29 protein-coding genes are annotated in these 26,368 nt (G+C 66.0%); 20 read left to right on the top strand and 9 right to left on the bottom strand.

Annotated features, from left to right (window positions below; translation table 11 throughout):
• Nucleotides 1-165: 165 nt before the first annotated feature.
• The 6 genes from cofD to asd are packed head-to-tail and all read left to right on the top strand — an operon-like array spanning nucleotide 166 to nucleotide 4,671.
• Entirely contained in the window at nucleotides 166-1,164 is a 999-nt protein-coding gene (gene cofD, locus C448_RS10975; RefSeq protein WP_004054794.1) for a 2-phospho-L-lactate transferase, read from the top strand.
• Nucleotides 1,164-1,928 (top strand): tRNA-dihydrouridine synthase, encoded by a 765-nt coding sequence (locus tag C448_RS10970; RefSeq protein ID WP_004054792.1) that lies wholly within the window; start codon nucleotides 1,164-1,166, stop codon nucleotides 1,926-1,928. Before cofD ends, C448_RS10970 begins: the two co-directional genes overlap by 1 nt.
• Nucleotides 1,925-2,758 carry a triphosphoribosyl-dephospho-CoA synthase gene (locus C448_RS10965; protein ID WP_004054789.1) on the top strand — a complete coding sequence of 278 codons (834 nt, stop codon included), beginning with the start codon at nucleotides 1,925-1,927 and terminating at the stop codon, nucleotides 2,756-2,758. Before C448_RS10970 ends, C448_RS10965 begins: the two co-directional genes overlap by 4 nt.
• Complete coding sequence (locus tag C448_RS10960; protein WP_004054787.1) at nucleotides 2,755-3,351, top strand: DUF447 domain-containing protein; 597 nt, start codon at nucleotides 2,755-2,757, stop codon at nucleotides 3,349-3,351. Before C448_RS10965 ends, C448_RS10960 begins: the two co-directional genes overlap by 4 nt.
• 44 nt (nucleotides 3,352-3,395) lie before the next feature.
• The gene (locus C448_RS10955) at nucleotides 3,396-3,584 is read left to right on the top strand and encodes a 30S ribosomal protein S17e (protein ID WP_004054784.1); all 189 of its coding nucleotides are present in this window, start codon (nucleotides 3,396-3,398) and stop codon (nucleotides 3,582-3,584) included.
• Nucleotides 3,585-3,639: 55 nt separating this feature from the next.
• Nucleotides 3,640-4,671 (top strand): aspartate-semialdehyde dehydrogenase, encoded by a 1,032-nt coding sequence (gene asd, locus C448_RS10950; RefSeq protein WP_004054783.1) that lies wholly within the window; start codon nucleotides 3,640-3,642, stop codon nucleotides 4,669-4,671.
• Between the two features lie 4 nt (nucleotides 4,672-4,675).
• On the opposite strand, the gene C448_RS10945 is transcribed toward asd, so the two are convergent.
• Nucleotides 4,676-5,638 (bottom strand): D-2-hydroxyacid dehydrogenase, encoded by a 963-nt coding sequence (locus C448_RS10945; protein ID WP_004054780.1) that lies wholly within the window; start codon nucleotides 5,636-5,638, stop codon nucleotides 4,676-4,678.
• 133 nt (nucleotides 5,639-5,771) lie between these two features.
• Here C448_RS10945 and C448_RS10940 point away from each other — a divergent pair, with 133 nt between their 5' ends.
• From C448_RS10940 to C448_RS10900, 9 genes are all read left to right on the top strand, one after another.
• The gene (locus tag C448_RS10940) at nucleotides 5,772-7,118 is read left to right on the top strand and encodes an NAD(P)/FAD-dependent oxidoreductase (RefSeq protein ID WP_004054779.1); all 1,347 of its coding nucleotides are present in this window, start codon (nucleotides 5,772-5,774) and stop codon (nucleotides 7,116-7,118) included.
• A 764-nt stretch (nucleotides 7,119-7,882) separates the two neighbouring features.
• Nucleotides 7,883-8,095, top strand: a complete 213-nt coding sequence (locus tag C448_RS10935) for a hypothetical protein (protein WP_004054777.1) — start codon at nucleotides 7,883-7,885, stop codon at nucleotides 8,093-8,095.
• A 42-nt stretch (nucleotides 8,096-8,137) separates the two neighbouring features.
• Nucleotides 8,138-9,418, top strand: a complete 1,281-nt coding sequence (gene hisD / locus C448_RS10930) for a histidinol dehydrogenase (protein ID WP_004054775.1) — start codon at nucleotides 8,138-8,140, stop codon at nucleotides 9,416-9,418.
• Between the two features lie 128 nt (nucleotides 9,419-9,546).
• Complete coding sequence (locus tag C448_RS10925; RefSeq protein ID WP_004054773.1) at nucleotides 9,547-9,819, top strand: NADH-quinone oxidoreductase subunit J; 273 nt, start codon at nucleotides 9,547-9,549, stop codon at nucleotides 9,817-9,819.
• Nucleotides 9,816-10,232: a hypothetical protein gene (locus C448_RS10920; RefSeq protein WP_004054772.1), complete on the top strand. Its 417-nt coding sequence runs from the start codon at nucleotides 9,816-9,818 to the stop codon at nucleotides 10,230-10,232. Before C448_RS10925 ends, C448_RS10920 begins: the two co-directional genes overlap by 4 nt.
• Nucleotides 10,232-10,534, top strand: coding sequence for an NADH-quinone oxidoreductase subunit NuoK (nuoK, locus tag C448_RS10915; protein ID WP_004054770.1), 303 nt, complete (start codon nucleotides 10,232-10,234; stop codon nucleotides 10,532-10,534). Before C448_RS10920 ends, nuoK begins: the two co-directional genes overlap by 1 nt.
• A gap of 2 nt (nucleotides 10,535-10,536) precedes the next feature.
• Nucleotides 10,537-12,537, top strand: a complete 2,001-nt coding sequence (gene nuoL, locus C448_RS10910) for an NADH-quinone oxidoreductase subunit L (RefSeq protein WP_004054767.1) — start codon at nucleotides 10,537-10,539, stop codon at nucleotides 12,535-12,537.
• Entirely contained in the window at nucleotides 12,538-14,061 is a 1,524-nt protein-coding gene (locus C448_RS10905) for a complex I subunit 4 family protein (RefSeq protein WP_004054765.1), read from the top strand.
• Complete coding sequence (locus C448_RS10900) at nucleotides 14,062-15,537, top strand: NADH-quinone oxidoreductase subunit N (protein WP_004054763.1); 1,476 nt, start codon at nucleotides 14,062-14,064, stop codon at nucleotides 15,535-15,537.
• A 587-nt stretch (nucleotides 15,538-16,124) separates the two neighbouring features.
• On the opposite strand, the gene C448_RS10895 is transcribed toward C448_RS10900, so the two are convergent.
• The 3 genes from C448_RS10895 to C448_RS10885 all read right to left on the bottom strand — a co-directional run bounded on the left by C448_RS10895 (nucleotide 16,125) and on the right by C448_RS10885 (nucleotide 18,474).
• Entirely contained in the window at nucleotides 16,125-16,487 is a 363-nt protein-coding gene (locus C448_RS10895) for a HesB/IscA family protein (RefSeq protein ID WP_004054761.1), read from the bottom strand.
• Between the two features lie 131 nt (nucleotides 16,488-16,618).
• Nucleotides 16,619-17,515: an arginase gene (gene rocF / locus C448_RS10890; RefSeq protein ID WP_004054759.1), complete on the bottom strand. Its 897-nt coding sequence runs from the start codon at nucleotides 17,513-17,515 to the stop codon at nucleotides 16,619-16,621.
• Between the two features lie 41 nt (nucleotides 17,516-17,556).
• Entirely contained in the window at nucleotides 17,557-18,474 is a 918-nt protein-coding gene (locus tag C448_RS10885) for an NAD-dependent epimerase/dehydratase family protein (RefSeq protein WP_004054757.1), read from the bottom strand.
• 135 nt (nucleotides 18,475-18,609) lie between these two features.
• On the opposite strand from C448_RS10885, the gene C448_RS10880 reads away from it, so the two are divergent.
• From C448_RS10880 to C448_RS10870, 3 genes are read left to right on the top strand one after another with little or no spacing between them, the layout of a single operon-like run.
• Complete coding sequence (locus C448_RS10880) at nucleotides 18,610-19,134, top strand: Rrf2 family transcriptional regulator (RefSeq protein WP_004054755.1); 525 nt, start codon at nucleotides 18,610-18,612, stop codon at nucleotides 19,132-19,134.
• 36 nt (nucleotides 19,135-19,170) lie between these two features.
• Nucleotides 19,171-19,683 (top strand): NUDIX hydrolase, encoded by a 513-nt coding sequence (locus C448_RS10875; RefSeq protein WP_004054753.1) that lies wholly within the window; start codon nucleotides 19,171-19,173, stop codon nucleotides 19,681-19,683.
• Nucleotides 19,684-19,707: 24 nt separating this feature from the next.
• Nucleotides 19,708-20,664, top strand: a complete 957-nt coding sequence (locus C448_RS10870) for an alpha/beta fold hydrolase (RefSeq protein ID WP_004054751.1) — start codon at nucleotides 19,708-19,710, stop codon at nucleotides 20,662-20,664.
• Here the strand turns inward: C448_RS10870 and mce are convergent.
• From mce to C448_RS10855, 3 genes are read right to left on the bottom strand one after another with little or no spacing between them, the layout of a single operon-like run.
• Nucleotides 20,661-21,044 (bottom strand): methylmalonyl-CoA epimerase, encoded by a 384-nt coding sequence (mce, locus tag C448_RS10865; protein WP_004054749.1) that lies wholly within the window; start codon nucleotides 21,042-21,044, stop codon nucleotides 20,661-20,663. The two genes, C448_RS10870 and mce, sit on opposite strands and share 4 nt — an antisense overlap.
• Nucleotides 21,041-22,723: an acyl-CoA mutase large subunit family protein gene (locus C448_RS10860; protein ID WP_004054747.1), complete on the bottom strand. Its 1,683-nt coding sequence runs from the start codon at nucleotides 22,721-22,723 to the stop codon at nucleotides 21,041-21,043. Before C448_RS10860 ends, mce begins: the two co-directional genes overlap by 4 nt.
• 39 nt (nucleotides 22,724-22,762) lie before the next feature.
• Nucleotides 22,763-23,341 carry a GNAT family N-acetyltransferase gene (locus C448_RS10855; protein WP_004054745.1) on the bottom strand — a complete coding sequence of 193 codons (579 nt, stop codon included), beginning with the start codon at nucleotides 23,339-23,341 and terminating at the stop codon, nucleotides 22,763-22,765.
• Between the two features lie 118 nt (nucleotides 23,342-23,459).
• Between C448_RS10855 and C448_RS10850 the strand changes: the two genes are divergently transcribed.
• The gene (locus tag C448_RS10850; RefSeq protein ID WP_004054743.1) at nucleotides 23,460-25,466 is read left to right on the top strand and encodes an AMP-binding protein; all 2,007 of its coding nucleotides are present in this window, start codon (nucleotides 23,460-23,462) and stop codon (nucleotides 25,464-25,466) included.
• 63 nt (nucleotides 25,467-25,529) lie between these two features.
• A complete protein-coding gene (locus C448_RS10845) occupies nucleotides 25,530-25,955 on the top strand; it encodes a DUF5799 family protein (protein WP_004054742.1) in 426 nt (141 codons plus the stop codon).
• On the opposite strand, the gene C448_RS16330 is transcribed toward C448_RS10845, so the two are convergent.
• Both C448_RS16330 and C448_RS10840 read right to left on the bottom strand, forming a co-directional pair.
• A complete protein-coding gene (locus tag C448_RS16330; protein ID WP_004054739.1) occupies nucleotides 25,952-26,098 on the bottom strand; it encodes a DUF7557 family protein in 147 nt (48 codons plus the stop codon). The genes C448_RS10845 and C448_RS16330 overlap by 4 nt on opposite strands.
• 39 nt (nucleotides 26,099-26,137) lie before the next feature.
• Nucleotides 26,138-26,368 (bottom strand): isocitrate/isopropylmalate family dehydrogenase (locus C448_RS10840; protein WP_004054737.1); only part of this gene is annotated, 231 nt, incomplete at its 5' end.

The raw sequence follows: 26,368 nt of genomic DNA, 5'->3' as shown, positions 1-26,368 counted from the left end.
TCGTTTCACTCACTCGCTCATCCCTCGCGCAGTGTTTGCGCTCGGTGCTCACTTCGTTCGCACGCGAGCGCAAGCGCGCGCCAACCGCTGCTGGTTTGTTTTTCAACAGATTCCGCCGGCTGCGGTGAGCACAAGCGTTTACTCCGCCCGTCGTGGAGTCGGCGTATGGTGACGTTTCTCTCCGGGGGCACCGGCACGCCGAAACTGCTGGCCGGAGCCAGGGAGGTCTTCGACCCCGCTGATCTCACGGTGATCGCCAACACTGGCGACGATATCGAACTCGGCGGACTGCTGATCTGTCCAGATCTCGATACCGTCCTGTTCGAGCGCGGTGACGTCCTCGACCGCGAGCGCTGGTGGGGCATCGATGGCGACAGCACGACCACCCACGACGAACTCCGCGATCTCTCCGAGCGGGCGGGTTTCGAGGGGGGCCCACGATATCTCGCCGACGAGCGCCAGACCGACGGCCCGCGACTCGCGCGCTGGCGGCGCTTTTCGGGCGTGGGCGAGTTCATGACCATCGGCGATCGCGATAGAGCTGTGCACCTCCTGCGAACGAGTCTCCTCTCCGAGGGCCACTCGCTCACCGAGACCACGAACCGGCTCGCAGACGCCTTCTCGCTCGACGTTTCGCTGCTGCCGATGAGCGACGACCCGGTGGCGACGATGATCCACACACCGGGCGGAGTGATGCACTTCCAGGAGTTCTGGGTCGCCCACGGTGGCGAGCCAGTCGTCGAGGACGTCGAGTTCCGGGGTGCCGAGCGCGCCGACCCGACCGCGAAGGTGCTCGATGCGCTCGCCGAGCCAGTGATCATCGGCCCATCGAACCCCGTGACGAGCATCGGGCCGCTGCTCGCGCTCGACGGCGTGCCCGCAGCGCTCGCCGAGACCACCGTGGTCGCCGTCTCGCCGTTCGTCGGCGACGATCTCTTCTCGGGACCGGCGGCGAAGCTCATGCGAGCGACGGATACCGAGGCGAGCACTGCAGGGATGGCCGAATCGTACCCCTTCGCCGATGCGTTCGTCGTCGACGAGCGCGATCCCACCGAGCTGGGACGCCCGACGGTTACGACCGATATCGGCATCGACGATCGGGAGGATTCGATGCGCGTCGTGGAAGCGGTTGCCGACGCGCTCGCCCTCGTGGAGGCAGCCTGATGTTCGAACCGCGACTCGCGCTGGCGAGCCTGAGCGGCGAGTCCGATGCCGCGTGGGCGCGGAACGTCGAGAGCCACGCCGGCGCGGCGTTTCTCGGCGGTATCGCCATCGACGAATCGTCGCGACGGGCCGCCCGACGGATGACCGAGCGCGATCGCGACGAATTCCTCCCCGACGACCCACTGGCGTTCATCGAGCGTGAACTCGATGCGCTCGACGACGCCCCGCTCCGCGCCGGCGTCAACGTCCGCAGCGGGTCGCGCGCACCGATCCGTGAGGCCGCCGAGCTCTGTCGCGAACACGACGCCATGCTCGAACTCAACGCCCACTGCCGCCAGGACGAACTCTGCGCCGTCGGCTGTGGCGAGACCCTGCTCCGTGACGCCCACCGCCTCTGCGAGCAGGTCGAGACCGCCGCCGACACGGGGGCAACGGTGAGCGTGAAGGTCCGGGCGGAGGTGCCCGGCGTCTCGCTCGCCGACACCGCGCGCTGGATCGACGGTGCCGGAGCGGACGTGATCCACGTCGACGCGATGGACTCCGAGTCCGTGGTTCAGGACGTCACGGACGCGACCGAACTCTTCGTCATCGCCAACAACGGCGTGCGCGATGGTGAGACCGCCCGGAAATATCTCGAATACGGTGCGGACGCGGTGAGCATCGGTCGCCCGAGCGATCGGCCCGCGATCCTCCAGCGCGTGCGCGAAGCGGTCGACGACTGGTTCGAGACGGAGACGGAGCCGGCTGCGGGGGCGGGTCGATGAGGACGCCAGCCGAAAACGCCCAGTTGGCACTACTGCTCGAAGTGACGGCCACGCCGAAACCCGGCAACGTCGACCGCGATCGCGAATACCCCGACCTCCGATTCGAGCACTTCATGACTGGCGCGGTCGGTGCGAGCGAGGGCCTTCGGATGGCCGCTGCAGGCGAGCCGATCGGCGAGTCCTTCGAGCGCGCGGTCGACGGAATGGCCGACCAGCGCGGCGGCAACACGCAGTTCGGCGCGTTACTCCTCCTCGTCCCGCTCGTCCGGGCGAGCGGGACCGGCGAACTGACGCCCGAGTACGCGGCCGAGGTCGTCGGAGAGACGACCGTCGCGGACGCCGCCGGCTTCTATCGCGCCTTCGAGCACGTCGATGTCGGCATCAGCGACCCACCGGACGAGATGAAAGCGCTCGACGTGCGCCGTGGTGCGGACGCGATTCCCGAGCTCGAAGCGCGCGAGTTAACCCTGGAGGACGTGCTCGCCGCGAGCGTCGAGCGCGACGGTGTGGCCCGCGAGTGGGTCTCGCGGTTCTCGCGAAGCTTCGAGATCGCCGAGCGCATCACGAGTGGCGAGGGGAGCGTTCCCGATCGCGCTGCCCGCGCCTTCCTCGAAGCACTCGCGAGCGAACCGGACACCTTCGTCGCAAAGCGCCACGACGAGGCGACCGCCCGCGGAGTCACCGAGGCCGCACGGGCGGCGCTGCGCGGCGACGCCGATCCCGACGCGCTCGCCGAGGAGCTCGTCGACGCTGGAGTGAACCCCGGCACGACGGCCGATCTCGTCGCTGCCGGACTGTTCATCGCGCTCGAAGACGGACTTACAGTATGACCGATTCGCAGGAAGGGGTTGATTGGCCCGTCGAGCTTCGTGGCGTGACCGAATCCCTGGTGGCGACGCTCGGCCCGAACGGGAAGTGGAATCTCGCGGCGCTCGGTCTCCACGCGGGCGAACCGGTCACGGCACGCACCTGGGGTCGCACGCGGACGTGGCGAAACTTCCACGAGGAAGAGGAGGGTGTCGTTCAGTTCCTGCACGATCCGCTGGTGTTCGCCGAGAGCGCGCTCACGATTCAGGAACGTGATTCTCCAATCCATCCAGCGGCGAACGCGTGGGCGCGCGTCGCGGTCGAATCAGTGGACGAGGGCGAATCGGGTGATACGGAGTGGGAGGAATGGGAGCTCACGCCGATCGAGGCCGCTATCGAGGATCGGATCGTGCCGACGACCAATCGTGGCTACGGCGCGGTCATCGAGGCCACCGTCGCGGCGTCGCGACTCGACGTCCCGGCCTACGACACCGACGAACTCCGCGAGCGACTCGATTACTTCGCCGAGGTGGTCGAGACGTGTGGTGGTCCGCGCGAGCGCGCGGCGATGGAGCGGATCGTCGAACACACTGGCTGGGCCCCCGAGGACGGATGAAAGCAAGAGCGCGTCGTTTATAGGCCGGGCGAAGAAGAAATGGTATGGCGATCAAACCGGCCTACATCAAGAAGACGGGCAATCTGCTGCTCGAACAGTATCCGGAAGCGTTCTCGACCGATTTCGAGCACAACAAGGAGAGCGTCACCGCGCTGACGAACGTCGACTCGAAGGGCGTTCGCAACCGCATCGCGGGCTACGTCTCGCGAAAGCAGCAGGGCGCAGTCGCCTGAATCGGACGTTGCGTCGACCAGAACAGTTTTCATCGGCATTGTCCTACGCCGAGCAATGACACACGTTGGCGTTCTCGGTGCGACCGGTGCCGTCGGACAGCGACTGATCCAACTGCTCGATCCCCACCCCGAGTTCGAAATCGCCTGTCTCACGGCGAGCGACGACAGCGCGGGCCGCTCCTACCGCGATGCCGCGAAGTGGCGCATCGAAACCCCGATCCCCGACGACGTCGCCGATCTCGACGTCCGCGAGACCGACCCCGCGGCGATCCCCGACGACATCGACCTGCTGTTCTCGTCGCTGCCCTCGTCGGTCGGCGAGCGCGTCGAACCCGACCTCTGCGAGGCGGGCTACGTCGTCTCGTCGAACTCCTCGAACGCACGGATGGCCGACGACGTACCCCTGACGATCCCCGAGCTCAACCACGATCACCTCGACCTGCTCAAAGTCCAGCGCGACGAGCGTGGCTGGGACGGCGCACTCGTGAAGAACCCGAACTGCTCGACGATCACCGCGGTGCCGACGCTCGCGGCGCTCGACACGTTCGGCCTGGAGACCGCTCACGTCGCCACGCTTCAGGCGGTCTCCGGCGGCGGTTATTCGGGCGTGACCTCGATGGAGATCATCGACAACGTCCTGCCCCACATCGGCGGCGAGGAGGAGAAGATCGAGACCGAATCGCGCAAGCTCCTCGGGAACTTCGACGGCGCGGAGCTCGACCACCACGACGCCGACGTCGCCGCCTCCTGCAATCGCGTACCGACGCTCGACGGCCACCTCGAAAACGTCTGGGCCGAAACCAGCGAGGCGATCACCGCGGAGGACGCCGCAACGGCCATGCGCGAGGCCCCGTCGCTCGATCTGCACAGTTCGCCCGACCAGTTCATCGAGGTCTTCGAGGAGCCGGATCGTCCGCAGCCCCGTCTCGACCGGATGGTCGGCGACGGGATGGGCGTCGCGGCCGGTGGTCTCCGCGAGACCTCCAATGGTGTGCAGTACAACTGTCTCGCCCACAACACCCTGCGCGGGGCGGCCGGTGCGAGCGTTCTGAACGGCGAACTACTCGTCGAACAGGGCTGGGTCTGAGCGACTACGCGACCTGATTTTTCAGGCCATTGTACTCACCGGTGTCGGCAACTCGTCGCAGATTTTCGGCGAGGATGTCCGCGAGTCGCTCGTAGTATTTCGGTGTGTTGCCGGCGTTGTGCGGTGTGATCAGCACGTTCTCGAATCCCCAAAGCGGGTGGTCCTCAGGCAGCGGTTCGGGATCGGTCACGTCGAGGGCTGCCCCGCCGATGTCGTTCGAGCGCACCGCCGAGACGAGTGCCGTGGTGTCGACGACCGGCCCGCGTGCGACGTTGACGATCGTCGCATCGGGTGGCAGCGTCGTGAACTCGGCCTCGCCGATCATCCCCTCGGTCTCGTCGGTCAGCGGCACCGTGAGCACGAGGTGATCGGTGCGGGCGAGCGCCTCGTGGAGGCGATCGGGGCCCACGACCTCGTCGGTCGGACCGCCCTTCTCGGGCGAATGGCGAATGCCGATCGTGTCGACGTCGAACCCCTGCAGCCGTTCGACGACGGCGCTGCCGAGTGCACCGAGTCCCGCGACCGTCACCGTGGAGCCGGCGAACTCGCGGGTCGGGTAGGCACGCCACTCCCGGTTCTGCTGGCGTCGCCAGCCCTCGTGGTGGCGGCGGGTGAGTGTGAGCAGGTGGCCGAGCACGTCCTCGGCGATGTTCGGCCCGTGCACGCCGGAGGCGGTCGTCACGCTCACGCCGTGGCCCTCGATGGCATCCATCGGGAGATGGCCGTAGCCCGCGAACGAACAGGCGAGCAGTTCGAGGTTCTCGGCGCGATCGAGCAGGTCCTCGTCGATGGTCTTGCCGGCGACGACGCGTGCGTACGGAATGAGCTCTCGCTCCTCGGCAGGCGTGCGTGCCAGCCGGACGTCGTACTCGGGGAGGCGTTCGCGCAGCGCCGCTGCGTACTCGCTGGTCGCGATGCCGTGAACCCCCTCTTGGCGCACTACGATGTCCGGTTCGTCGCCGCTCATCGCTCGTCCCTCGTTTGGATCATGGGCGGGGGTTCGACGGCCATTGTCATTAACTTCACCCGTCGAATGTTCGCTCTGTCGGGCGGCGACCGCCGAGCGGGAGACCTTTATTCGCGGCGCTGGCCGGAACCGTATGGAGCGGATTGACGTGGCGGTCGTCGGCGGCGGTCCGGCAGGCACCTCGGCCGGACGGGCGGCGGCCCGACAGGGTGCCGAGACAGTCGTGCTCGAAAAGGGCGTCCCGCGCGAGGACCGCGCGGAGTTGGGACCGGACTCGACCGACGCTGCGGGGATGCTCGACTACTGGGTCGATCTGATGGATCTTCCCGAAGCGATCCCCGACGACGTGATCCTTCGCGAGCTGAACGGAGCGACCTTCGCCGGGCCCACCGAGCGCCTCACGATCCGGGATACGGGTATGGGCAGTTCGTATCCCGATTTCGGCTTCACCTTCCATCGTGCGCGATTCGACGACTGGCTGCGCGAGCGCTGCGAGACCGCTGGCGCGGACTATCGCGTCGGCACGAGTGTCAGGGACGTCGCTATCGACCGCCGCGGAACCCACACGCTCACGCTGCGCGACGGCACCGAGATCGAGACCGACTATCTGATCCTCGCTGACGGGCCACAGCGGACGATCACCCGTGGAGTGCTCGCCGAGTTCGTCGCCGAGCAACGGCTGGGGGAGCTCGCCTCGAACCGTGCGAACCACATCGCCTACCAGGAGTATCGGGAGTTCCCACCCGAACTGTTCGACGACGATCTCCTCACGTTCTGGTGGGGATCGATGCCCGGCCACACGGCCTATCCGTGGGTGTTCCCGAACGACGGCCACGTGGCGCGCGTCGGGCTGACGATGCCCATCGGGCTCGATATCGACGAGGTGCAAAACCCCGAGCGCTATCGCCTGCTCGACCCCGACGACGAGACCGTCCCATCGGGGAAAGAATACGTCGAACGGCTGCTCGCCGCCGAATATCCCGACTACGATCTCGACGACTTTCCGCTGGTCGAGGATCGGGGCAAGAGCGGCGGGACCGAGACCTACCCGATCTCCTCGACGCGCCCGATCGATTCGCCGACCGGCGCGAACATCGCCATCGTCGGCGGCGCGATGGGCGCGACCTCGGCCTTCCACGAGGGCGGCGATCACGTGGCCGTGCGCACCGGCAAGATCGCCGGTTCGCTGGCGGGTGCGGGCGCGCTCGATGCCTACAATCGCGAGTGGAAGCGCGCGGTCGGCGACGAGATCCTCCGAAATGTCTCGATGGCTGACGTCGTCACTGGCTTCGAACCCCACGATTGGGACGATGCCTTCGGATCAGTCGATCGGATGCTCGACGACGGTCGTCTCAGCGCGCTCCGGATGCCGTTTTCCGGTCGCGCCGGGCTTTCGGTGCTCGCACGATACAGCAAAGCGAAGTTCGGTTACCGCAACGGCGGCTACGTCCAGCTCCGCGAATCGGAGTACGCCGTCTGAGTCACGGATGGTTTATACTCGTGGTCCGTATCGCGACCGCACGCCGTAGTCCTCGCCCGAGTACGTCCACACGGACGCGATGACGCGCGGCGAACCCCGGCGTGCGACATGGGTCGTGCGTAGCACGACCGAACGTGGAGCCGGTGTCGACCGGCGACACGGGTTGCGCCATGCGCAACCGACTGCGAGGCCGGCACACGCCGGCCGAGGATGGTCGCCGACGACCCGCCCGGCATAGGGTTTACCGGCCGAGACGGCACACCGCCCGCGATGAGGCCGGCCGTTAGTGTTCCGGGCGACAATTCCACCTTTTTAGACGGAGTCCTCGACTCGCTCACTTCGTTCGCTCGCCTCGAACCCCGTCCAAAAATCTGGACCAAAAACTTCCGCTCACTCGCCTTCGGCTCGTTCGCGGTGAACCGCGCTCACTGCGTTCGCGCGGATGCGACACTTTCCGCAACCGCACAGCACCGCCTCCGCCGAAGCCCTCGCGCCCTTCGGGCGTCTGCTCGCGGGCGTACGAGGCGGATTCGCCGCCTCGAACTTGCGGCGCTACGCGCCGCGCATGGCCCGCTCGCACGGTACAAGGGACCGAAGACCCCTCGCTACTCGCCCTTCATACACCAGGACTGCGACCGCAGACGCCAGGAACCGCTACCGCACCACCACCGACCAGCGGTGGACGTCTTCCAACACGGTGGTCGAAATCTGCCGATCATGCACGATCGCACATTTATATCGAAAGCCACCGTATCGCTGCCCGAATGGATCGCAACGGTTTCGTGAAACTCTCGCTTCTCGCCTTCGGGCTGATCCTGGTGAGCTTCCTGATCCTCGGCTTCTCGCGGCTCGTCCTCCCCTACCGCACGGCGCGCGTTCTCGCTGCGCCGACGACCCTGCTCGGGTTCGCGCTGGTCTGCTATCTCCTCGTGCGGGCGGTACTATCGAAGCTCCGTCTCGTCGAGATCGAGGACTGAGAGACCACAAACCGTTTTCGCACCGGCCCCCGAGTCGCTCGCATGGATGTCAACACCGTTGCGGATCTCCCGCCCGACCGGCGGCGAGCGCTGTTCTATCGTGATGCCGGGATCGACGCAATCGCCGACGATGTCGGTGACATCATCGAGCGCGTGCGCGAGGAGGGCGACGTCGCGCTGCGCGAGTACGCCGAGGAGTTCGACGATACGACCGTCGGCACGATCGACGTGACCGACACTGCCGAGCGTGCCTACGACGAGATCGACGACGATCTCGGAGAGGCGATCGAGACCGCTGCCGACAACATCGAAGACTTTCACGAGCGCCAGCTGCCCGAGGACTGGCGGGCGGAATTCGACGGCCGCGAACTCGGACGGCGCTACCGACCGATCGAGCGCGTCGGCGCGTACGTCCCCGGTGGCGGCGCGGCCTACCCCTCCAGCGCGCTGATGACCGTCATTCCGGCCACCGTCGCCGGCGTCGAGCAGGTGGCGGTCGCGACGCCGCCGGCCGACGAGCTCAGCCCCGCGACGCTCGCGGCGCTGCACGTCGCCGGCGCGGACGCGATCCACCAGGTGGGGGGTGCACAGGCGATCGCCGCGCTCGCCTACGGCACCGAGACGGTCTCACCGGTCGAGAAAATCGTCGGCCCCGGAAACCGATGGGTGACGGCCGCCAAAGCCGCCGTCAGAAACGACTGCGCCATCGACTTCCTCGCGGGACCGAGCGAGATCTGCGTACTCGCCGACGACTCCGCCACGCCGGAGTTCGTCGCGGCCGATCTCGTCGCACAGGCCGAACACGATCCCGCGGCGTCCGTCGTCGCAATCACCGACGACGAGGAACTCGCCGAGAACATCGTCGCGGCCGTCGATCGACAGGTCGAGGGGCGTGAGCGCGAGGAAACCATCCGGGAAGCGCTTGACAACGATGCCAGCGGCGTGTTCGTCGCCCGCTCGATGCCCGAAGCGGTCCTTTTCTGCGAGGAGTACGCCGCCGAGCACCTCTCGATTCAGGCCGACGACGACGAGGCGCTGCTCGACCGGATCAGCAATGCGGGCAGCGTCTTCCTCGGTCCGTACAGTCCGGTGGCGGCGGGTGATTACGCCGCCGGGCCGAACCACGTGCTGCCGACCGGTGGCCACGCGCGCACCACGGGTGGGCTGTCGGTCGAGACGTTCCTGCGATCGACGACGGTCCAGCGGCTCTCGTCGGACGCGCTCGACGCGCTCGGCGATACGGTGACGACGCTCGCCGAGGCCGAGGGGCTGGAGGCCCACGCCGAGAGCGTTCGGGTTCGCGATCGGGCGGAGTACGAGTAACGATCATGTTCGTCGTCGAACGTTCGGCCCGTTCAGAGCGGCTGCCTGCGGCTGAGACCGGTACGGGCGTCGTCCGCTAACGGGCGGGTCTCGAAACCTTCAAACACTATCCCATATGAGGTGGCACAATGGCAGCATTACCGTACGAGACGGCCGCGTTTGCGCTGTTCGCGCTCGTCACTATCGCGGGTGCTTTCGGCGTCGTCCTCATGGAGGACGTCTGGCACTCGGCGCTCATGCTCGGGGTGACGCTGTTGAGCGTCGCCATCCACTACGTGATGATGAGCGCGGAGTTTCTCGCCGCGATGCAGATACTCGTCTACGTCGGCGGAGTGCTCATCCTCATCACCTTCGCCGTCATGCTGACACGGGTTGACGATCCGAAGGAGGCAGTGTCGTGACCACCCGTCCGCGTCTACGGCTCGGCAGTCATCTCCTCCCCGGGCTCATCGCGGTCGCGCTGTTCGTCGTCTTCGCTGCCGTCTTCCTGACGAGCTCGTTCGACGCCCCCGTGGGCTTTCCCGGCAGCGGCTCGGTGACGGCGTCGATCGGCTACGCGCTGTTCAATCTCGACGGCGGCGCGTATCCCAGCGAGGGCTTTCTGATCGCTTTCGAGATCATTGATCTGGCGCTCGTGGCGGCGCTCGCGGCCGCGGTGATGCTCGCGAAGACCGAGGAGAACGGTCATATCGCCGGTGCGCTGCGGTTCGTCTCGCCCGATCGCGACACCGACGACGAATCCGAAACCGATACTGATACCGAGACCGCTGCCAGGGCCGACGGTGGCCGTGACGTCGAGGAGGACGGTCGCTGATGGTCCCCGTCCAGTACTATCTCCTCCTGTCGGCAGGGCTGTTCTGCGTCGGCCTGTTCGGCATTCTCACCCGCCGCAACGCGCTCGTCTTCCTGATGAGCGTCGAGATCATGCTCACCGCCGCCAACATCAACTTCGTTGCCTTTTCGTTCCAGCACGGGAATCTCACCGGACAGGTGTTCAGTTTGTTCACGATCGCACTCGCCGCGGCGGAAGTCGCGGTCGGCATCGGCATCGTCCTCGTCCTCTACCGCAACTTCCGCGGCGTGGACGTGACTGAAGCAGCGACAATGAGGTGGTAACGATGGTGGCATTCGACTACGCGCCGGCGATCGCGCTCCTGCCCTTTGCCTCGTTCGTCATCGCGCTCTTTGCGGGCAAATACATGCCCAAACGCGGCGCGCTCGCGGGCATTCTCGCCACCGGCGGCTCGCTCGTGCTCTCGATCTGGATGGCGTTCACGGTGGCCGGTGGCGAAACCTACAACGAGGAGCTCTACACGTTCGTCTCGCCGGAAGCGTTCGATCTCCATCTCGGCATTCTCGTCGACCCGCTCGCGGCGCTCATGCTCATCATCGTCTCGCTCGTGGCCTTCCTCGTCCACATATTCAGTCTCGGATATATGAACGACGAGGGCGAGACCGGCCTGCCGCGCTACTACGCCGGGCTTGGGCTGTTCACGGCGAGCATGCTCGGCTTCGTTCTGGCCGACAACCTGTTCATGGCGTTCATGTTCTTCGAGATGGTCGGCCTCTGCTCGTGGCTGCTCATCGGTTTCTGGTTCCGCGACGACGCACCGCCGAGCGCCGCGAAGAAGGCCTTCCTGGTGACGCGCTTCGGCGACTACTTCTTCCTCGTCGGTGTCGTCGGGATCTTCGTCACCTTCTCGACGGCGACGTACGCCGGCTCGGAGAGCTTCGTCAGACTCGCCGAAGAGGCGCTCGCCGGCAACGTGGGCGCGGTCAACACCTTCGGCTTTGAGCCCCAGACCTGGTTCGCGATCCTCGGGCTACTCGTGCTCGGCGGCGTCATCGGCAAGTCCGCCCAGTTCCCGCTGCACACGTGGCTACCCGACGCGATGGAGGGTCCGACGCCCGTGTCGGCGCTCATCCACGCTGCGACGATGGTCGCCGCCGGTGTCTACCTCGTTGCGCGGATGTACGGCTTCTACGCGCTGCTCCCGACCGTGCTCGCGATCATCGCGTTCATCGGTGGGTTCACCGCGCTGTTCGCCGCGACGATGGCGGTCGTCAAACGCGAGATCAAGCAGGTGCTCGCCTACTCGACGATCTCCCAATATGGGTACATGATGCTCGGGCTCGGCGTCGGTGGCTACGTCGCCGCGACCTTCCACCTGATGACCCACGCCTTCTTCAAGGCGCTGCTGTTCCTCGGTGCGGGCTCGGTCATCATCGCGATGCATCACAACGAGGACATGTGGGATATGGGCGGGCTGAAGGACAGAATGCCCGTCACCTACTGGACCTTCCTCGCCGGTTCGCTCGCGCTCGCGGGCATCTTCCCGTTCGCCGGCTTCTGGTCGAAGGACGAGGTGCTCTACGAGGCGCTCGTCCACGGCCTCAACGATCCGCTTCTGTTGGGTGCGTACGCGATGGGGCTGCTCGCCGTGCTGTTCACCGGGTTCTACACCTTCCGGATGGTCCTCCTGACCTTCCACGGCGAGCCGCGCAGCGAGACGGCCAAGAACCCCCACGGCGTCGGCTGGAACGTCAAGCTCCCGCTGGCCGTGCTGGGGGCACTCGCGGTCGTCGCCGGCTTCATCAACATGGTGCCGGTGGCCGAGCTCACAGGTGCGAACATCGAGTTCCTCCACAAGTGGCTCGAACACGGTATCACGGGCGTCACCTCCGAACACTACGGCGAACTCCTCTCCGAGTTCGCGGGCTATCAGGCGGCCGAGCTGTCGCCACTGATCCCCGCCGTGGTCTCGCTGGGGCTCGCGCTTGCCGGTGCGGGGCTGGCGTACGTCCTCTATAGCGGTGCCTCCCCGGAGCGACACACCGACCGACTCGGCAGTATCAAAACGCTACTCATGAGCAACTACTACCAAGACGAGTATCAAGTCTGGCTGGCGGACGCGACCACACGGGTCGCGCGTGCGGCCGACACGTTCGACCAAGGAGTCATCGACGGCGTCGTCAACGGCGTTTCGAGCGTGAGCCTGTTCTCGGGCAGTCGCATCAAGCGCGTGCAGACCGGGGTCGTCACCAACTACGCGGCGCTGCTCTCGCTCGGGCTGGTCGCGCTGCTGGTGGTCTTCGGCCTGCTCGGGGGGTGGTTCTGAATGATCATCGAACTGCTGCTCGCGTTCTGTCTCATCGGTGCGGTCGTGGTGTTCGTCCTGCCCGACGAGTACGCGCCGGTCGGCGCGCTCACCGCGAGCCTGTTCCCGCTCGTGACGAGTTTCGTCATGTGGTTTGGCTTCGACGGCTCGGGCAACGCCTTCCTCGAAGGCGGACAGCTGGCCTACGAGACGATGGTCCAGTGGATCTCGCTGGGACCGTACGCGATCAACTGGCACGTCGGCGTCGACGGCATCAGCATGCCGCTGGTCGTTCTCGCCACGGTGCTGACGACGCTCGCCATTCTGACGGCGTGGACGCCGATCGACGAGCGCCGCTCGCAGTTCTACGGGCTCATGCTGCTGCTCGAAGCGGGCCTGCTCGGCGTGTTCGTCGCGCTCGACTTCTTCGCGTGGCTCGTCTTCTGGGAGGTCGTGCTGGTCCCGATGTACATGCTCATCGGCGTCTGGGGCGGTCCTAGAAGAAAGTACGCCGCGGTGAAGTTCTTCGTCTACACCAACCTCGCGACGCTGGTGATGTTCCTCGGGTTCATGGCGCTCGTGTTCGGGCTCGGCGACTCGGTGTCGACCCTCGACATGCCGGCGATCACGCAGGCGATCCGCGCCGGCGAGCTCGGTTCGCTCGCCGGCATCGCGCCGGGGACGATCAAGAGCGTGGCCTTCGTCGCCATGTTCGCCGGCTTCGCGGTCAAGGTGCCGATCGTGCCGGTCCACACGTGGCTGCCCGACGCTCACGTCGAGGCCCCGACGCCCGCCTCGGTGATGCTGGCTGGCGCACTCCTGAAGATGGGCACCTACGCACTGCTGCGATTCAACTTCACGATGCTGCCGGACGTCGCGGCCGATTTCGCCCCGTTCATCGCGCTGTTGGCGGTCGTCTCGGTCATCTACGGCGCGATGTTGGCGCTCGCCCAGCAGGATCTCAAGCGGATCGTCGCCTACTCGTCGATCTCGTCGATGGGCTTCGTCATCCTCGGGCTGGTCGCCTATACCGAGTACGGCCTCGGCGGGGCGACCTTCCAGATGCTCTCGCACGGCCTGCTCTCGGGGCTGCTGTTCGCCTGCGTCGGCGTCATCTACAACACGACGCACACGCGGATGGTCGGCGACATGTCCGGGCTCGCCGATCGCATGCCCGTCACCACTGGGATGTTCGTCGCCGGATCGTTCGGTTACATGGGACTGCCGTTCATGGCCGGCTTCATGGGCGAATACTTCATCTTCCAGGGTTCGTTCGCCGCCGACTTCGCCGGCTCGATGGTGTTCACGGCGGTCGCGATGTTCGGCATCGTCATCGTCGCGGGCTACTTCCTCTACGCGATGCAGCGGACGCTGTTCGGCGAATACCGCCTCGAAACCGACTACACTGTCGGGCGGGCGGCCGTCCACGACATCGTGCCACTGGCGGTGCTGGTCGTGCTCGTCATCGTGCTCGGCACCGCGCCGAACATCTTCTTCGACATGATCACCGATGCGGTCGGGCCGATGCTGGGAGGTGGGCTGTAGATGGCTCCCCTTCCCGATTGGACGGCGGCCGCACCGGCCATCCTGCTCGGTCTGACGGCGATCACACTGCTGATCATCGATAGCATCAGCCCGCGCTCGAAGAACCGGAACCTGCTCGCGGGCACGACGCTCGTGGGGACGCTGGCGGCGCTCGCGGCGGCGGTCGGACTGCTCGTCACCGGGACGGGAACGAACGGCGGCGTCTCCCTCTACGGCGGCCAGATCATCGTCGACGGGATGAGCCTGTTCTTCACGATCATCTTCACGAGCGTTGCGGCGCTCGTTACGCTCGCGAGCTACGACTACCTCGCCGGCGAGACCGAGCAGGCCGAATACTACGCGCTCGTGATGCTCGCGACGACCGGGATGGCGATGATGGCCTCTGCCGGTAGTCTCGCGCTCGTCTTCGTGAGCTTCGAGCTGCTCTCGCTGCCCTCCTACGCGCTCGTCGCGTTCCTGAAAGACAACCGCGGTAGCGTCGAGGCCAGTCTGAAATATCTCCTCATCGGCGCGCTGTCGTCGGCGATCCTGCTCTACGGCATCAGTCTCATCTACGGCGTCACCGGCGGGCTGTTGTTCGAGACGGTCGCCGCGAACATCCAGAACAGCGGTCTCACGGGCATGCTCGGCATCGGCGTGCTGATGGTGCTCGGCGGGTTCGCGTTCAAGACCGCGAGCGTCCCGTTCCACTTCTGGGCACCGGAGGCCTACGAGGGTTCGCCGGGGCCGATCTCGGCGTATCTCTCCTCGGCGTCGAAGGCTGCCGGGTTCGTCGTCGCCTTCCGCGTCTTTACCGTCGCGTTCGGGCTCGACATCGTCTCCAGCGTCGACTGGGTGCTCGCCTTCCAGGTGCTCGCGGTCGTCACGATGACGCTCGGTAACTTCGCCGCCGCGACTCAGGACAACGTCAAGCGGATGCTCGCGTACTCCTCGGTCGGTCAGGCAGGCTACGTGCTCATCGGACTGGCCGCCCTCGGCGGCGGGCAGGATGCGCTCGTACTGGGCATGAGCATGACCCACCTGCTGGTCTACGGGTTCATGAACACCGGGGCCTTCCTGTTCATCGCACTCGCTGAACACTGGGACATCGGCCGGACGTTCGCCGACTACAACGGGCTCGGCTCGCAGGCACCGATCGCCTGCGCTGCGATGTCGGTGTTCATGCTGAGCCTCGCCGGCATCCCGCTCGGCGGCGGGTTCCTCTCGAAGTACTTCCTGTTCGGCGCGGCCGTCGGCGCGGGCTTCTGGTGGCTCGCGGCCATCGCGATCGTCAACAGCGTGCTCTCGCTGTACTACTATCTGCGCGTGGTGCGCGCGATGTGGTTCGAGGAATCGAACGGCGATCGCACGATCGAGGGCTACCCGCTCGGTCTCTACACCGCCGTCATCGCTGCCGCGGTCGTCACGGTGCTGCTGATCCCGGCGTTCAACCTCGTCGCCGATCCGGCGGTCGACGCGGCTGCGGCGCTGTTCTAACTCGCCTGCTGCTTTCGCTTCGTTCGTTTCTCACCCTGCCGCCAGCGGCGGCTGTACGGTGCGGTCCTGGCGTCTCGGCGAGTGAAGCGAGCCGAGGCTCAGGAGAGTGGTTCGAAAGACGCTTCGCGTCTTTCGTCATTGTCGAGCAAAGCTCGACTTGCAGTCAGAACGTATNGGAGAGTGGTTCGAAAGACGCTTCGCGTCTTTCGTCATTGTCGAGCAAAGCTCGACTTGCAGTCAGAACGTATCACGTTCTGACGACATAACGAGAGAGCTTCGCTCTCTCGAACGACTATGCTCTCCTGGTGGATGAAGGGCGAGGCGAACGAGCGGCGAGCGGCGCGAACGGAGTGACGCGCCGCCATGCGAACGGCGAACGTAGTGAGCCGTGAGCGGAGCGAGTGAGCCGAGGGCTTCTGCGGTGCTGTGGCGGTGGTGGTTGCAGTGTGGAGCGATCGTGTCCGCGCGAACGCAGTGAGCGTGGTTCACCGCGAGCGCCGCAGGCGCGAGCGGGAGTTTTTAGTCCAGGTTTTTGCGAGGAGTGGTGGCCGACCACAGGGAGGCGACCCGACGAGTAAAAAAGTGGTTTATGTTCGGAAGGATTCCCCGCAGCCGCATTCGCTGACGACGTTCGGGTTTTCGACGTGGAAACCGGCCCCCTGGAGGCCGCCCTCGAAGTCGAGCTGGCTGCCGCCGATGTAGTTCATGCTCGCGGGGTCGACGAACACGCGGAGCTCGTGGTGTTCGTACACTTCGTCGTCGGGTTCGGGTTCGCCGTCGAAGCGCATCCCGTAGGAGAGACCGGCGCAGCCACCCTGTTGGACGAACAGGCGGAGGCCGGCGATATCGGTGTCCATCCCCTCGCCGTCGAGGAGATCAAGCGCCTGCTCGGCGGCGGTTTCCGAGACCTCGATTTCGGGCGTCGCGTCGGCGGTCTCTGCCGTGCTCATGCGTATGGATTCGTCGCCAGGTGGTTAACGGTGACGGCGACACCGGTGAGTGGCGGTCACGGTGAGTGTGGTAGTTGTGGCGAAGATGGTGATTGCGGTATGTGTGGTGGTGGCGGCTGCAGTGGGGTGGGTTACAGCACGCGCTTGCCGAGCGCGCTCGCGGCGAGTTCGGTGGCGAGCTCGGCGGTCTCGTTGTGCGAATCCAGGATCGGGTTCACTTCGACGACTTCGAGCGAGCGCAGCGCGTCGTCGTGGTCGGCGACCAGTTCCATCGCCGAGTGGGCCTCGCGGTAGGTGACGCCACCTCTGACGGGGGTGCCCACGCCGGGTGCGTGTGAGGGATCGAGCCAGTCCATGTCGAGGCTCACGTGGATCCCGTCGACGCCGTCGGTGGCGACCGCGAGCGCTTCCTCGGTGACGTCGACGACACCGCGTTCGTCGATGTCCGACATCGTGTAGGCGGTCACGTCGCTGTCACGGATGCGCTCGCGCTCGGGATCGTCGACGCTGCGCAGGCCGACGATTGCGACGTTCTCTTCGGAGAGGTTCGGGGCGTTTGCCCACGGTGTATCGGCGAACTCGCCGAGGCCGAGCGCGGCCGCCAGCGGCATGCCGTGGACGTTGCCCGAGGGGGTAGTTGCTGGCGTGTTGATGTCGCTGTGGGCGTCGAACCAGACCGCGCCGATCTCCGCGTCGCGGGCGGCCCCGGCGAGCGTGCCGATCGCGATCGAGTGATCGCCGCCGAGGACGAGCGGGAGCGCGCCGTCGGCGAGTGTGTCGTCGACCTCGTCGGCGAGCCGGGTACAGATCGCCTCGACCTCGGGGAGGTATTTGGCGTTCGTTGCCGCCCGCTCGGGATCGCGCTCCTCGGCGTGTGGCACCGTGAGGTCGCCCCTGTCGACCGTCGAGCGGTCGATATCGTCGAGCGTTGCCGACAGTCCCGCGTAGCGGATCGCCGACGGGCCCATGTCGACGCCGCGCCGGTCGGCACCGAGGTCCATCGGGACGCCGATAGTTCGAATCGTCATGCTGGGGCTGCGAGGGGCCGATATAAAAATCGCTGTATCGGTTACTGATACTGTGCGCAGACGCGCCGGAGCCCCTCCTCGAAGTCGATCGCGGGCTCCCAGCCGGTCGCCTCCGTCATCTTCGAGGTGTCCGCCATCGTGTCGTGGACGTAGGCGTGCTCGGGGATCGGGTTCTCGATGTACTCCGGTTCGATCGCCGAGTCGAGTTCGTCGGTGAGGCGATCGACGAGCGTGTTGATCGTGTGGCTCTCGCCCGTGCCGAGATTGTAGATCCCGGTCAGTCGTTCCTCGGCGGCGCGTTCGAGCCCGCGAACGATGTCGTCGACGTGGGTGAAATCGCGCGTCTGTGTGCCATCGCCGTAGATCACCGGCGAGTCGCCGTTGGCGATGTCGTCGGCGAACTGCGCGATGAGGTTGGCGAACTCGCCTTTGTGCTCTTCGGCCCCGCCGTAGCCCTGGTAGACCGAGAAGAAGCGCAGGCCGGCCATATTCATGTCGTAGTAGTGGGCGAAGTATTCGCCGTAGCGCTCGCGGGCGAGCTTCGAGGCCTCGTAGCCGGTGCGGGCTTTCACGTCCATTGCCTCGGGCGACGGCTCGGTGCGATCGCCGTAGATCGAGGAAGTCGAGGCGTACACCACTTGCTCGCAGCCGTCGCTCCGCGCCTGCTCGACGGTGTTGACGAACCCCTCGACGTTGACCCGTGCGCCCTTCTGGGGGTCGTCCTCGTGCATCGGGCCCGACGAGAGCGCCGCGAGGTGAAAGACGACGTCGACGTCGGTCGGGAGGTCGTCATCGAGCACGCTCGCTTCGACGTACTCGACAGCGGCATCGAGGTTCTCGGGCGTGCCGAGATAGCCGTCGTCGAGGGCGACGACGTCGTTGTCCGCCGCGAGGTGGTTCGCGAGGTTCGAGCCGATGAAGCCCGCCCCGCCGGTGACGAGTACGCGATGTCCATCCATGCGTCAACTGCGTGTGCGGGAGGTCAAGTTTGTATCGGAAGGCGAACGCGCTCCCGCGATGGGGTACGATCGGCTCGTCCGGGCTGGGAAGCGGCAGCCGTCGGGTTTAAGGTGCGCTGTGACGAATAACACGATATGTCATCTATCGAACTCACCGATAGCCAGAAGAAGATCCTGCAGGAACTCGTCGACCTCTATCGCGAGAGCGAGAGCGCGGTCAAGGGCGAGGCCATCGCCGACATGGTCGACCGGAATCCGGGCACCATCCGCAACCAGATGCAGAGTCTGAAAGCGCTCCAGCTCGTCGAGGGCGTCCCGGGGCCGAAGGGTGGCTACAAGCCCACGGCCAACGCCTACAGCGCGCTCGACATCCAGGAGATGGACGAGCCCGAATCCGTCCCGCTCAGCCACAACGGCGATATCGTCGAGACCGCCAACGTACAGGAAATCGAGCTCCACAGCGTCCACCACCCCGAGAAATGCCGCGCGGAGATCCACATCCAGGGCTCCGTCCGGGATTTCCACGAGGGCGATACCGTCACCGTCGGCCCGACACCGAAATCGAGCCTCGCCATCACGGGCAAGGTCGACGGCGTGGTCGATACCGACAACACGATCATCCTCGACACGCGGACGATGGAAGCGCCCGCCGAGGACTGAGCCGACCGCCGAACCGGACACACCGAAATCGATCGGATGACGACCGAGGACGATGCCCGCAGAGCGGTCGATACCGAACTCGGCCGACTGCACGAGCGCTTCGGCGCGTTCGACGTCACCGAGACGACCGTCGAGAACGATCCCGACTTCTACGAGCATGGTCTCGATCACGTCCACCGAACGGGGATGCTCGCCGACGCCGGAGCGCTCGTCCGCGATCGACGGGATCGAACACTGCTCGTTCGCCATCCCGCTGCACCCGAGACGTGGACGATGCCGGGCGGTGGGCACGAAGCAGGAGACGGGTCACTCGTAGCGACGGCGATCCGCGAAGTTCGAGAGGAAACCGTCGTTCGCTGTGCGGTGACGAACATCCGCTCGGCGCGGATCACGACCATCGAACACCGCGACGAGCAGCGGTCCTATCCGATGCTCACGGTGATGTTCGTCGCCCGCGGTGAGGGCTCGGCCTCCGCCGCAGAGGACGAAGAGATTCTCGAAGCACAGTGGTTCGCCGACCCGCCGGATGAATTCGGGAACAACGATTAACTGTTGCTCGTACGACGTGAACCCATGAAGAACCCGCTCGCCACGATCACCGATCACCTTTCCACGGGACGTCGTTCTGACGAGCCGATCGACGACGCCGAGCCGACGATGGTCGACGTGGCCCGCGAGATCCGCGACACCCCACACACCATCGACTGTCGGGACGGGCGAGTGCTCGGCTATGCAGACTGTGGCGACCCGGCCGGCGATCCGGTGGTCGTCTTCCACGGCTTCCCGAACTCGCGGGTGTTCGGCGCGCTGTTCGATCGGATCGGCCGCGAGCGCGGGCTGCGGATCGTCGCGCCCGAACGCCCCGGCATCGGGCTCTCGGATCCACTGCCCGAGCGGACGGTCGCCGACTGGCCCGCCGACGTGGCCGATCTCGCCGACGCCCTCGGACTCGATTCGTTCCCGGTGCTCGGGGTCTCCGGCGGTGCCCCCTACGCGGCCGCCTGCGCCGCGACACTCCCGCGCGTCGATCGCGCAGCCATCGCCTGCGGGCTCGCACCGCTCGGATCGGTCGGTTTCGGCGATCGTCTCCCCTTCCTGCTGGCCGAACACGCCCGACCGCTGGCGACGCTCTCGCTCTGGGCCGACGGTCGGGCGGCGCGACGCGATCCAGAGGGATATCTCGCTGCACAGGCCGAGGAAACCGCCGACGTGGACGGCGAGCGCTGGCGCGGCGAGATGGGACGGGTACTGCTCGAAAGCAGTCTGGAAGCGACGGCGCATCACGGCTCCGGCCTGCTCGTCACCGACCTCGCCGTACCCGCCCGCGAGTGGGGGTTCGATCTCGGAGCGATCGACGTGCCGACCTCACTGTGGTACGGCAAGGCCGACCGGATCGTCCCGCTGTCGATGGGTATCCACTACACCGAAGCGATCCCGACCGCCGAAGCCCACATCTATTCAGGACAGGGCCATCTCTCGACCATCGACGAAAACGAGGAGCGGATCTTCGATACGCTCGCTGGCGATTAGTGTTCGACCAGCTCGACGAGTATACCACCAGTCGACTTCGGATGGAGGAAAGCGACGTCGTGACCCCACGCGCCCGGTCGTGGCTCCTCGTCGATGAGCTCGACGCCCCGTTCGTCCATCCGATCGAGTGCACTCCCGATGTCGCCGGTCGCGAGCGCGAGATGGTGGATGCCCGGCCCGTTCCGGTCGAGATAGCGCGCGATGGTGCCCTCCTCGCGGGGTTCGAGCAGCTCGAAGTAACCGTCGCCGCAGTCGAGAAAGCGAACGTCCATCCCGTCGAAACGTTCCTCGTGGACGACCGGTGTGTCGAACAGGTCGGCGTACAGTTCGGCGAGGTCGTCGGCGTCGTCGGTGGCGATGCCGGCGTGGTCGAAGTTCACAGCGCGGCCCCGCCCTGGTGCTCGCCGAAGACGTCGCGCATCGCGTCGGCGATCTCGCCGGTGGTGGCCTCGGCCTTCACCGCGTCGATGATGTACGGCATCAGGTTGTCGTCGCCCTCGGCCGCGTCGTGCAGCGCCGCGAGCGCGTCCTCAACTGGCCCGTCGTCGCGCTCATCTTTGACGTCCTGGAGGCGCTCGCGCTGGCGGCGCTGGTCCTCCTCGGTGACTTCCTCGATGTCGACTTCCGCCTCCTCGTCGACCTCGTACTCGTTGACGCCGACGATGACGCGCTCGCCCTCGTCGATCTCGCGCTGGCGCTCGAAGGCCACATCTTGAACCTCGCGCTGGACCCACTGGTCCTCGATCGCCTGGAGCATCCCGCCCCGATCGTCGACCGAATCGAGGATGTCGAACGCCTCCTGCTCCAGCTCGTCGGTGAGGTTCTCGACGTAGTAGCTGCCCGCGAGCGGGTCGATCGTGTCGGCCGCGCCCGACTCGTGGGCGAGGATCTGCTGGGTGCGCAGCGCCGTGCGGACGCTCTCCTCGGTGGGAAGGGCGAGCGCTTCGTCCTTTCCGTTCGTGTGGAGGCTCTGGGTGCCGCCGAGAACGCCGGCGAGCGCCTGATAGGCGACACGGACGATGTTGTTATCGATCTGCTGGGCGGTCAGCGTCGAGCCCGCGGTCTGGGTGTGGAACTTGAGCTTCTTCGAGTCCGGATCGTCGGCGTCGAAGCGTTCCTCCATGATCTTGGCCCACATCCGGCGGGCGGCCCGGAACTTGGCGACCTCCTCGAAGATGTTGTTGTACGAGGCGAAGAAAAAGGAGAGCTGCGGGGCGAACTCGTCGACCGCGAGGCCGGCATCGAGCGCGCGCTCGACGTACTCGATGCCGTCGCCGAGCGTGAAGGCGATCTCCTGTGCGGCGGAGGAGCCGGCCTCGCGGATGTGATAGCCCGAGATCGAGATCGTGTTGAAGTTCGGCACCTCCGCCGCACAGAACTCGAAGATGTCGGTGATAATTCGCATGGACGGCTCGGGCGGGTAGATGTAGGTGTTGCGCGCGACGTACTCCTTCAGTACGTCGTTCTGGATCGTTCCCCTGAGCTGCTCGCGATCGACGCCCTGGCGGTCGCCGACGGCGATGTACATCGCCAGCAGGATCGACGCCGGCGCGTTGATCGTCATGCTCGTCGAGACGTCGTCGAGCGAGATGCCGTCGAAGACCGTCTCCATGTCGTGGATCGAATCGATGGCAACGCCCGACTTCCCGACCTCGCCGGCGGCCATCCCGTCGTCCGAATCGTAGCCCATCTGCGTCGGGAGATCGAACGCCATCGAGAGCCCCGTCTGGCCCTCGTCGATGAGATAGCGGTAGCGCTCGTTGGTCTCCTCGGCGGTGCCCATGCCCGCGTACTGGCGCATCGTCCAGAGTCGGCCGCGATACATCGTCGGATAGACACCACGGGTGTAGGGCTCCTCGCCCGGGAAGCCGAACTCGTCATCGTACCCGCGCTCGCCGACGTCGTCGGGTGTGTAGAGACGATCGACTTCGTGGCCGTCGGTGTCGGTAGTGAAGGTCTCCTTGCGTTCGCCGAAGCGATCGAGCGTCGGCCCGAGCGTCTCGTCCTCCCACTCCTCCTTCGCCGAGCGGATGTCGGCGAGATCGTCAGGATCGAACATGACTTCGCTGCGCGTCGAACGCCCTTAACCTTTGACGGCCTACCCGGTGTCGTACTTGTAGGTCGCGTTCTCGCTGTCGATGCCGAAATCCTCGGGCGTCTCCTCGGGTTCGCCGTCGCCCTCCCCCACGGGGCTGGCGTGTTTGAACCGCTCGCGCAGAGCTTCTGGCATCGAGAACTCGTCGGTGGCGAGCGCGAGCGGGACGGCGTCGGGGACGCTGCCGTCGCGTTTCTCGTCGAGTCGCGTTTCGATCTTCGCTGGGAGCTCCTCGCGATCGATCCTGTCGAAGCCGAACCGATCGAGATAGCGTGGCTGATCGGTGAGCGAATAGACCGTCGCGAACCCCTCGTCGCTCGCGCGGTCGACGAGGCGCTCGATGACGTGTGCGCCGACGCCCTGGCCGCGCCAGCCCTCCAGAACGCCGATCCCGGTGAGTTCGCAGACGCGTTCGTCGGCACGATGGATCCGTATCCGACCGAAGCCGACCTTCTCGTTTCCGGACTCGTCGATGGCGATGACGTAATCGCGTGAGCGGAAGGCGGCGGCGTCGAGAGCCATCGCCTCGATATGGTCCAGAAGCCAGACCTCCTCGCGGTTTCTCGCGTTCCGGACGTACATACGAACGATAGCCGCGGTGGCCATAAAAAGGGTCGCTTAGGAGTGGGTCACGACGAGCACGACGGGAGAAACGGGGCGCAAAGATTCTTGTGGAATCCGCAGAAATAGCCACACCACGATGACAGCCGCTCCCGGTACCGACGAGATCGTCCACGAACCGTCCGAGGAGTTCGTCGAATCGACGAACGTCCGGGCGTTCATGCAGGAGTACGACATCGACGACTACGACGAGCTGATCGCACGGACCTGCGGCGCGGTCGACGGCGTCGAGCAGTCGGGCATCGACTGGTTCTGGGACGAACTCGTCGACTACCTCGGCATCGAGTTCGACGAGGGGTACGACCGCGTTCGCGACGATTCCGACGGGCCACAGTTCTCGGAGTGGTATCCCGGCGGGACGATAAACGTCGCCCACAACACGCTCGACCGGTACGCCGAGGGCGATACGCGCGAGAAGACGGCCTGTCTCTGGGAGGGCGAACCGGGCGAAGTTCGGGAGATCAGTTTCGGCGAGCTACACGCCCAGGCGAACCGCGTCGCGAACGCCCTCGAAGAGCGCGGCATCGAGACCGGCGACACCGTCGGGCTGTACATGCCGATGGTGCCCGAGGTGATCTCGATCCTGTACGGCTGTTTCAAGGTCGGCGCGATCGCCGTCCCGATCTTCTCCGGCTTCGGCGTCGACGCGACCGCCACGCGGCTCGCGGACGCCGAACCCACGGTGTTGTTCACCGGCGACGGGTTCTATCGCCGCGGCAGCGAGGTCCATCTGAAGGAGGCGGCCGACGACGCCATCGACACGGCGGGCCACGTCGAGCACACCGTCGTCTTCGATCGACTCGGGCGCACGCCGGCGGGCAGCGGGGAAGCGCCCTGGAACGACGCACGCGACGAGACGTGGGACGAGGCGGTCGCGAGCCAGTCCGCCGAGTACGATACCAAGGAACTCGACGCTTCACAGGAGTCGATACTGCTCTACTCCTCGGGGACGACGGGGACGCCGAAGGGGATCGTCCACACGCACGCGGGCATCCTCATGCAGTGCGCGAAGGAGATCCACTTCGGCTTCGACCAGCAGGACGACGATCGGTTCTTCTGGGTGTCGGATATCGGCTGGATGATGGGGCCGTGGACGCTCATCGGCAACCACGCCTTCGGTGGGACGGTGGTGATGTACGAGGGCGCGCCCGACCACCCCGAACCCGATCGATTCTGGCGGATGATCGACGACCACGACGTCACGCAGTTCGGCATCTCGCCGACGGCCATCCGCGCGCTGCGCAAGCAGGGCGACGACTGGATCGACGGGCACGATCTCTCCAGCCTCAGGCTGCTCGGCTCGACCGGTGAGCCCTGGGATCCCGAGTCCTGGAACTGGTTCCACGAGAACGTCGGCAACGGCGAGACGCCGATCATCAACATCTCCGGCGGCACGGAGATCTGTGGCTGCTTCCTGATGCCGATGCCGATTCAGCCGCTCAAACCCTGTACGCTCGGCGGCCCCGGGCTCGGCATGAACATCGACATCGTGAACGAGGACGGCGAGAGCGTCGCCGACGAGAACGAACGCGGCTATCTCGTCGCCCGCGATTCGTGTCCCTCGATGACGAAATCGCTCTGGAGCGGCGACGACCGCTATCTCGACGAATACTGGTCGACCTTTGAAGACCCACCGCTCTGGAACCACGGCGACTGGGCCCAGAAGGACGAGGACGGGCTCTGGTTCCTCCACGGCCGCGCCGACGACGCGCTCAACGTCGCCGGCCGGAAGGTCGGTCCCGCCGAGGTCGAGGCCGCCGTCATCGAACACGACGACGCCAATCAGGCCGCCGCGGTCGGCGTCCCCGACGACACGACGGGCACGGCGGTGGTCGCCTACGTCGTTCTCGAAGATCATGCGGAGCCATCGGACGCGCTGCGCGAGGAGCTCCGCGAGCAGGTCGGCGCGGAGCTCGGCAAGCCGTTCAAACCCCGCGAGGTGCTGTTCGTCGACGAGTTCCCGAAGACCCAGTCGGGGAAGATCATCCGCCGGGCCATCGCCTCAGTCTACCGGGGTGAGGAACTCGGCGACATGGACTCCATCGAGAACCCCGCCGCGCTCGACGCCGTCGAGCGGGCACGGTAGCACTCCCTCGCGACACCGCCGTGGCGCGGAAAGCCTGATACCACCGCCCGCGCAATCACACTCATGAGCACGCGTGCATGGCAGGATCGCATCGTCGGCGACCGGATGACCGTCGATCAGGAGTTCACCGATACAGTCGAGAGCTCGCAGTTCAGCCGCCAGCAGTGGGGGCTCATCATGACGGCCGTCGAGTTCGACATCGAGAACCCCGAAAGTGAATCGGCCGCACTCGTCGCCGACACGGAGAAACTCCCGCACGTGATGGACGAACTCGACGACATCGATGCGCGGACCCCGATGGCCGCAAGCGACGATTCGGGCGGTGGCATTCTCGACTCGATCAGTGGACTGTTCGGCGGCGGTGGCGACGATCACGACGAACAGCTCGCGGCGGCCGAGCGTCTTGCCGACCGCTACGCCGAGCAGTTACAGACCCATCTCGAAGAACAGGGCAAATGGGACGAGATCCGTGCTGCCGCGCGCAACTAGGGGCTACCGCCGCGAAAGAGCGTCCGTTCTTCGGTCTCGTAGATGTTGATGAGTTCGGACACGACCTCGTCGTAGGATTCCTCGTCGACGCGGAGTCGGTCGAGGCGCTCGATCGTCTCCTCGTCGAGTGCTATCTCGGGCATGGGTTCGTCGTGCGAGCGCGAACGGTTTAACCTCGGTGGTCAGAGCCGTGCTAGCAGTGCACTTTCGATCTCCTCAGTGGTCGCTTCGCCACCGAGATCCGGCGTGTGCGGGCCGTCGGCGAGAACCTCCATCACCGCCGTCCGGATCCGCTCTGCCTCGTCAGCTCTCTCCAAGAACTCACAGCACATCGCGGCGCTCAGCACCGTCGCGATCGGGTTGGCGATCCCCTTGCCGGCGATGTCCGGCGCGCTGCCGTGGACCTGTCTCTT

Source organism: Halococcus morrhuae DSM 1307, assembly GCF_000336695.1.
Classification (GTDB): Archaea; Halobacteriota; Halobacteria; order Halobacteriales; family Halococcaceae; genus Halococcus; species Halococcus morrhuae.
This window is presented reverse-complemented; position numbering and strand designations above follow the sequence as displayed.

Bases quoted from the DNA above. Each gene is read 5' to 3' on its own strand.
- cofD (WP_004054794.1), top strand. From the start codon at position 166: ATGGTGACGTTTCTCTCCGGGGGCACCGGCACGCCGAAACTGCTGGCC.
- C448_RS10970 (WP_004054792.1), top strand. From the start codon at position 1,164: ATGTTCGAACCGCGACTCGCGCTGGCGAGCCTGAGCGGCGAGTCCGAT.
- C448_RS10965 (WP_004054789.1), top strand. From the start codon at position 1,925: ATGAGGACGCCAGCCGAAAACGCCCAGTTGGCACTACTGCTCGAAGTG.
- C448_RS10960 (WP_004054787.1), top strand. From the start codon at position 2,755: ATGACCGATTCGCAGGAAGGGGTTGATTGGCCCGTCGAGCTTCGTGGC.
- C448_RS10955 (WP_004054784.1), top strand. From the start codon at position 3,396: ATGGCGATCAAACCGGCCTACATCAAGAAGACGGGCAATCTGCTGCTC.
- asd (WP_004054783.1), top strand. From the start codon at position 3,640: ATGACACACGTTGGCGTTCTCGGTGCGACCGGTGCCGTCGGACAGCGA.
- C448_RS10945 (WP_004054780.1), bottom strand. From the start codon at position 5,638: ATGAGCGGCGACGAACCGGACATCGTAGTGCGCCAAGAGGGGGTTCAC.
- C448_RS10940 (WP_004054779.1), top strand. From the start codon at position 5,772: ATGGAGCGGATTGACGTGGCGGTCGTCGGCGGCGGTCCGGCAGGCACC.
- C448_RS10935 (WP_004054777.1), top strand. From the start codon at position 7,883: ATGGATCGCAACGGTTTCGTGAAACTCTCGCTTCTCGCCTTCGGGCTG.
- hisD (WP_004054775.1), top strand. From the start codon at position 8,138: ATGGATGTCAACACCGTTGCGGATCTCCCGCCCGACCGGCGGCGAGCG.
- C448_RS10925 (WP_004054773.1), top strand. From the start codon at position 9,547: ATGGCAGCATTACCGTACGAGACGGCCGCGTTTGCGCTGTTCGCGCTC.
- nuoK (WP_004054770.1), top strand. From the start codon at position 10,232: ATGGTCCCCGTCCAGTACTATCTCCTCCTGTCGGCAGGGCTGTTCTGC.
- nuoL (WP_004054767.1), top strand. From the start codon at position 10,537: ATGGTGGCATTCGACTACGCGCCGGCGATCGCGCTCCTGCCCTTTGCC.
- C448_RS10905 (WP_004054765.1), top strand. From the start codon at position 12,538: ATGATCATCGAACTGCTGCTCGCGTTCTGTCTCATCGGTGCGGTCGTG.
- C448_RS10900 (WP_004054763.1), top strand. From the start codon at position 14,062: ATGGCTCCCCTTCCCGATTGGACGGCGGCCGCACCGGCCATCCTGCTC.
- C448_RS10895 (WP_004054761.1), bottom strand. From the start codon at position 16,487: ATGAGCACGGCAGAGACCGCCGACGCGACGCCCGAAATCGAGGTCTCG.
- rocF (WP_004054759.1), bottom strand. From the start codon at position 17,515: ATGACGATTCGAACTATCGGCGTCCCGATGGACCTCGGTGCCGACCGG.
- C448_RS10885 (WP_004054757.1), bottom strand. From the start codon at position 18,474: ATGGATGGACATCGCGTACTCGTCACCGGCGGGGCGGGCTTCATCGGC.
- C448_RS10880 (WP_004054755.1), top strand. From the start codon at position 18,610: ATGTCATCTATCGAACTCACCGATAGCCAGAAGAAGATCCTGCAGGAA.
- C448_RS10875 (WP_004054753.1), top strand. From the start codon at position 19,171: ATGACGACCGAGGACGATGCCCGCAGAGCGGTCGATACCGAACTCGGC.
- C448_RS10870 (WP_004054751.1), top strand. From the start codon at position 19,708: ATGAAGAACCCGCTCGCCACGATCACCGATCACCTTTCCACGGGACGT.
- C448_RS10860 (WP_004054747.1), bottom strand. From the start codon at position 22,723: ATGTTCGATCCTGACGATCTCGCCGACATCCGCTCGGCGAAGGAGGAG.
- C448_RS10855 (WP_004054745.1), bottom strand. From the start codon at position 23,341: ATGTACGTCCGGAACGCGAGAAACCGCGAGGAGGTCTGGCTTCTGGAC.
- C448_RS10850 (WP_004054743.1), top strand. From the start codon at position 23,460: ATGACAGCCGCTCCCGGTACCGACGAGATCGTCCACGAACCGTCCGAG.
- C448_RS10845 (WP_004054742.1), top strand. From the start codon at position 25,530: ATGAGCACGCGTGCATGGCAGGATCGCATCGTCGGCGACCGGATGACC.
- C448_RS16330 (WP_004054739.1), bottom strand. From the start codon at position 26,098: ATGCCCGAGATAGCACTCGACGAGGAGACGATCGAGCGCCTCGACCGA.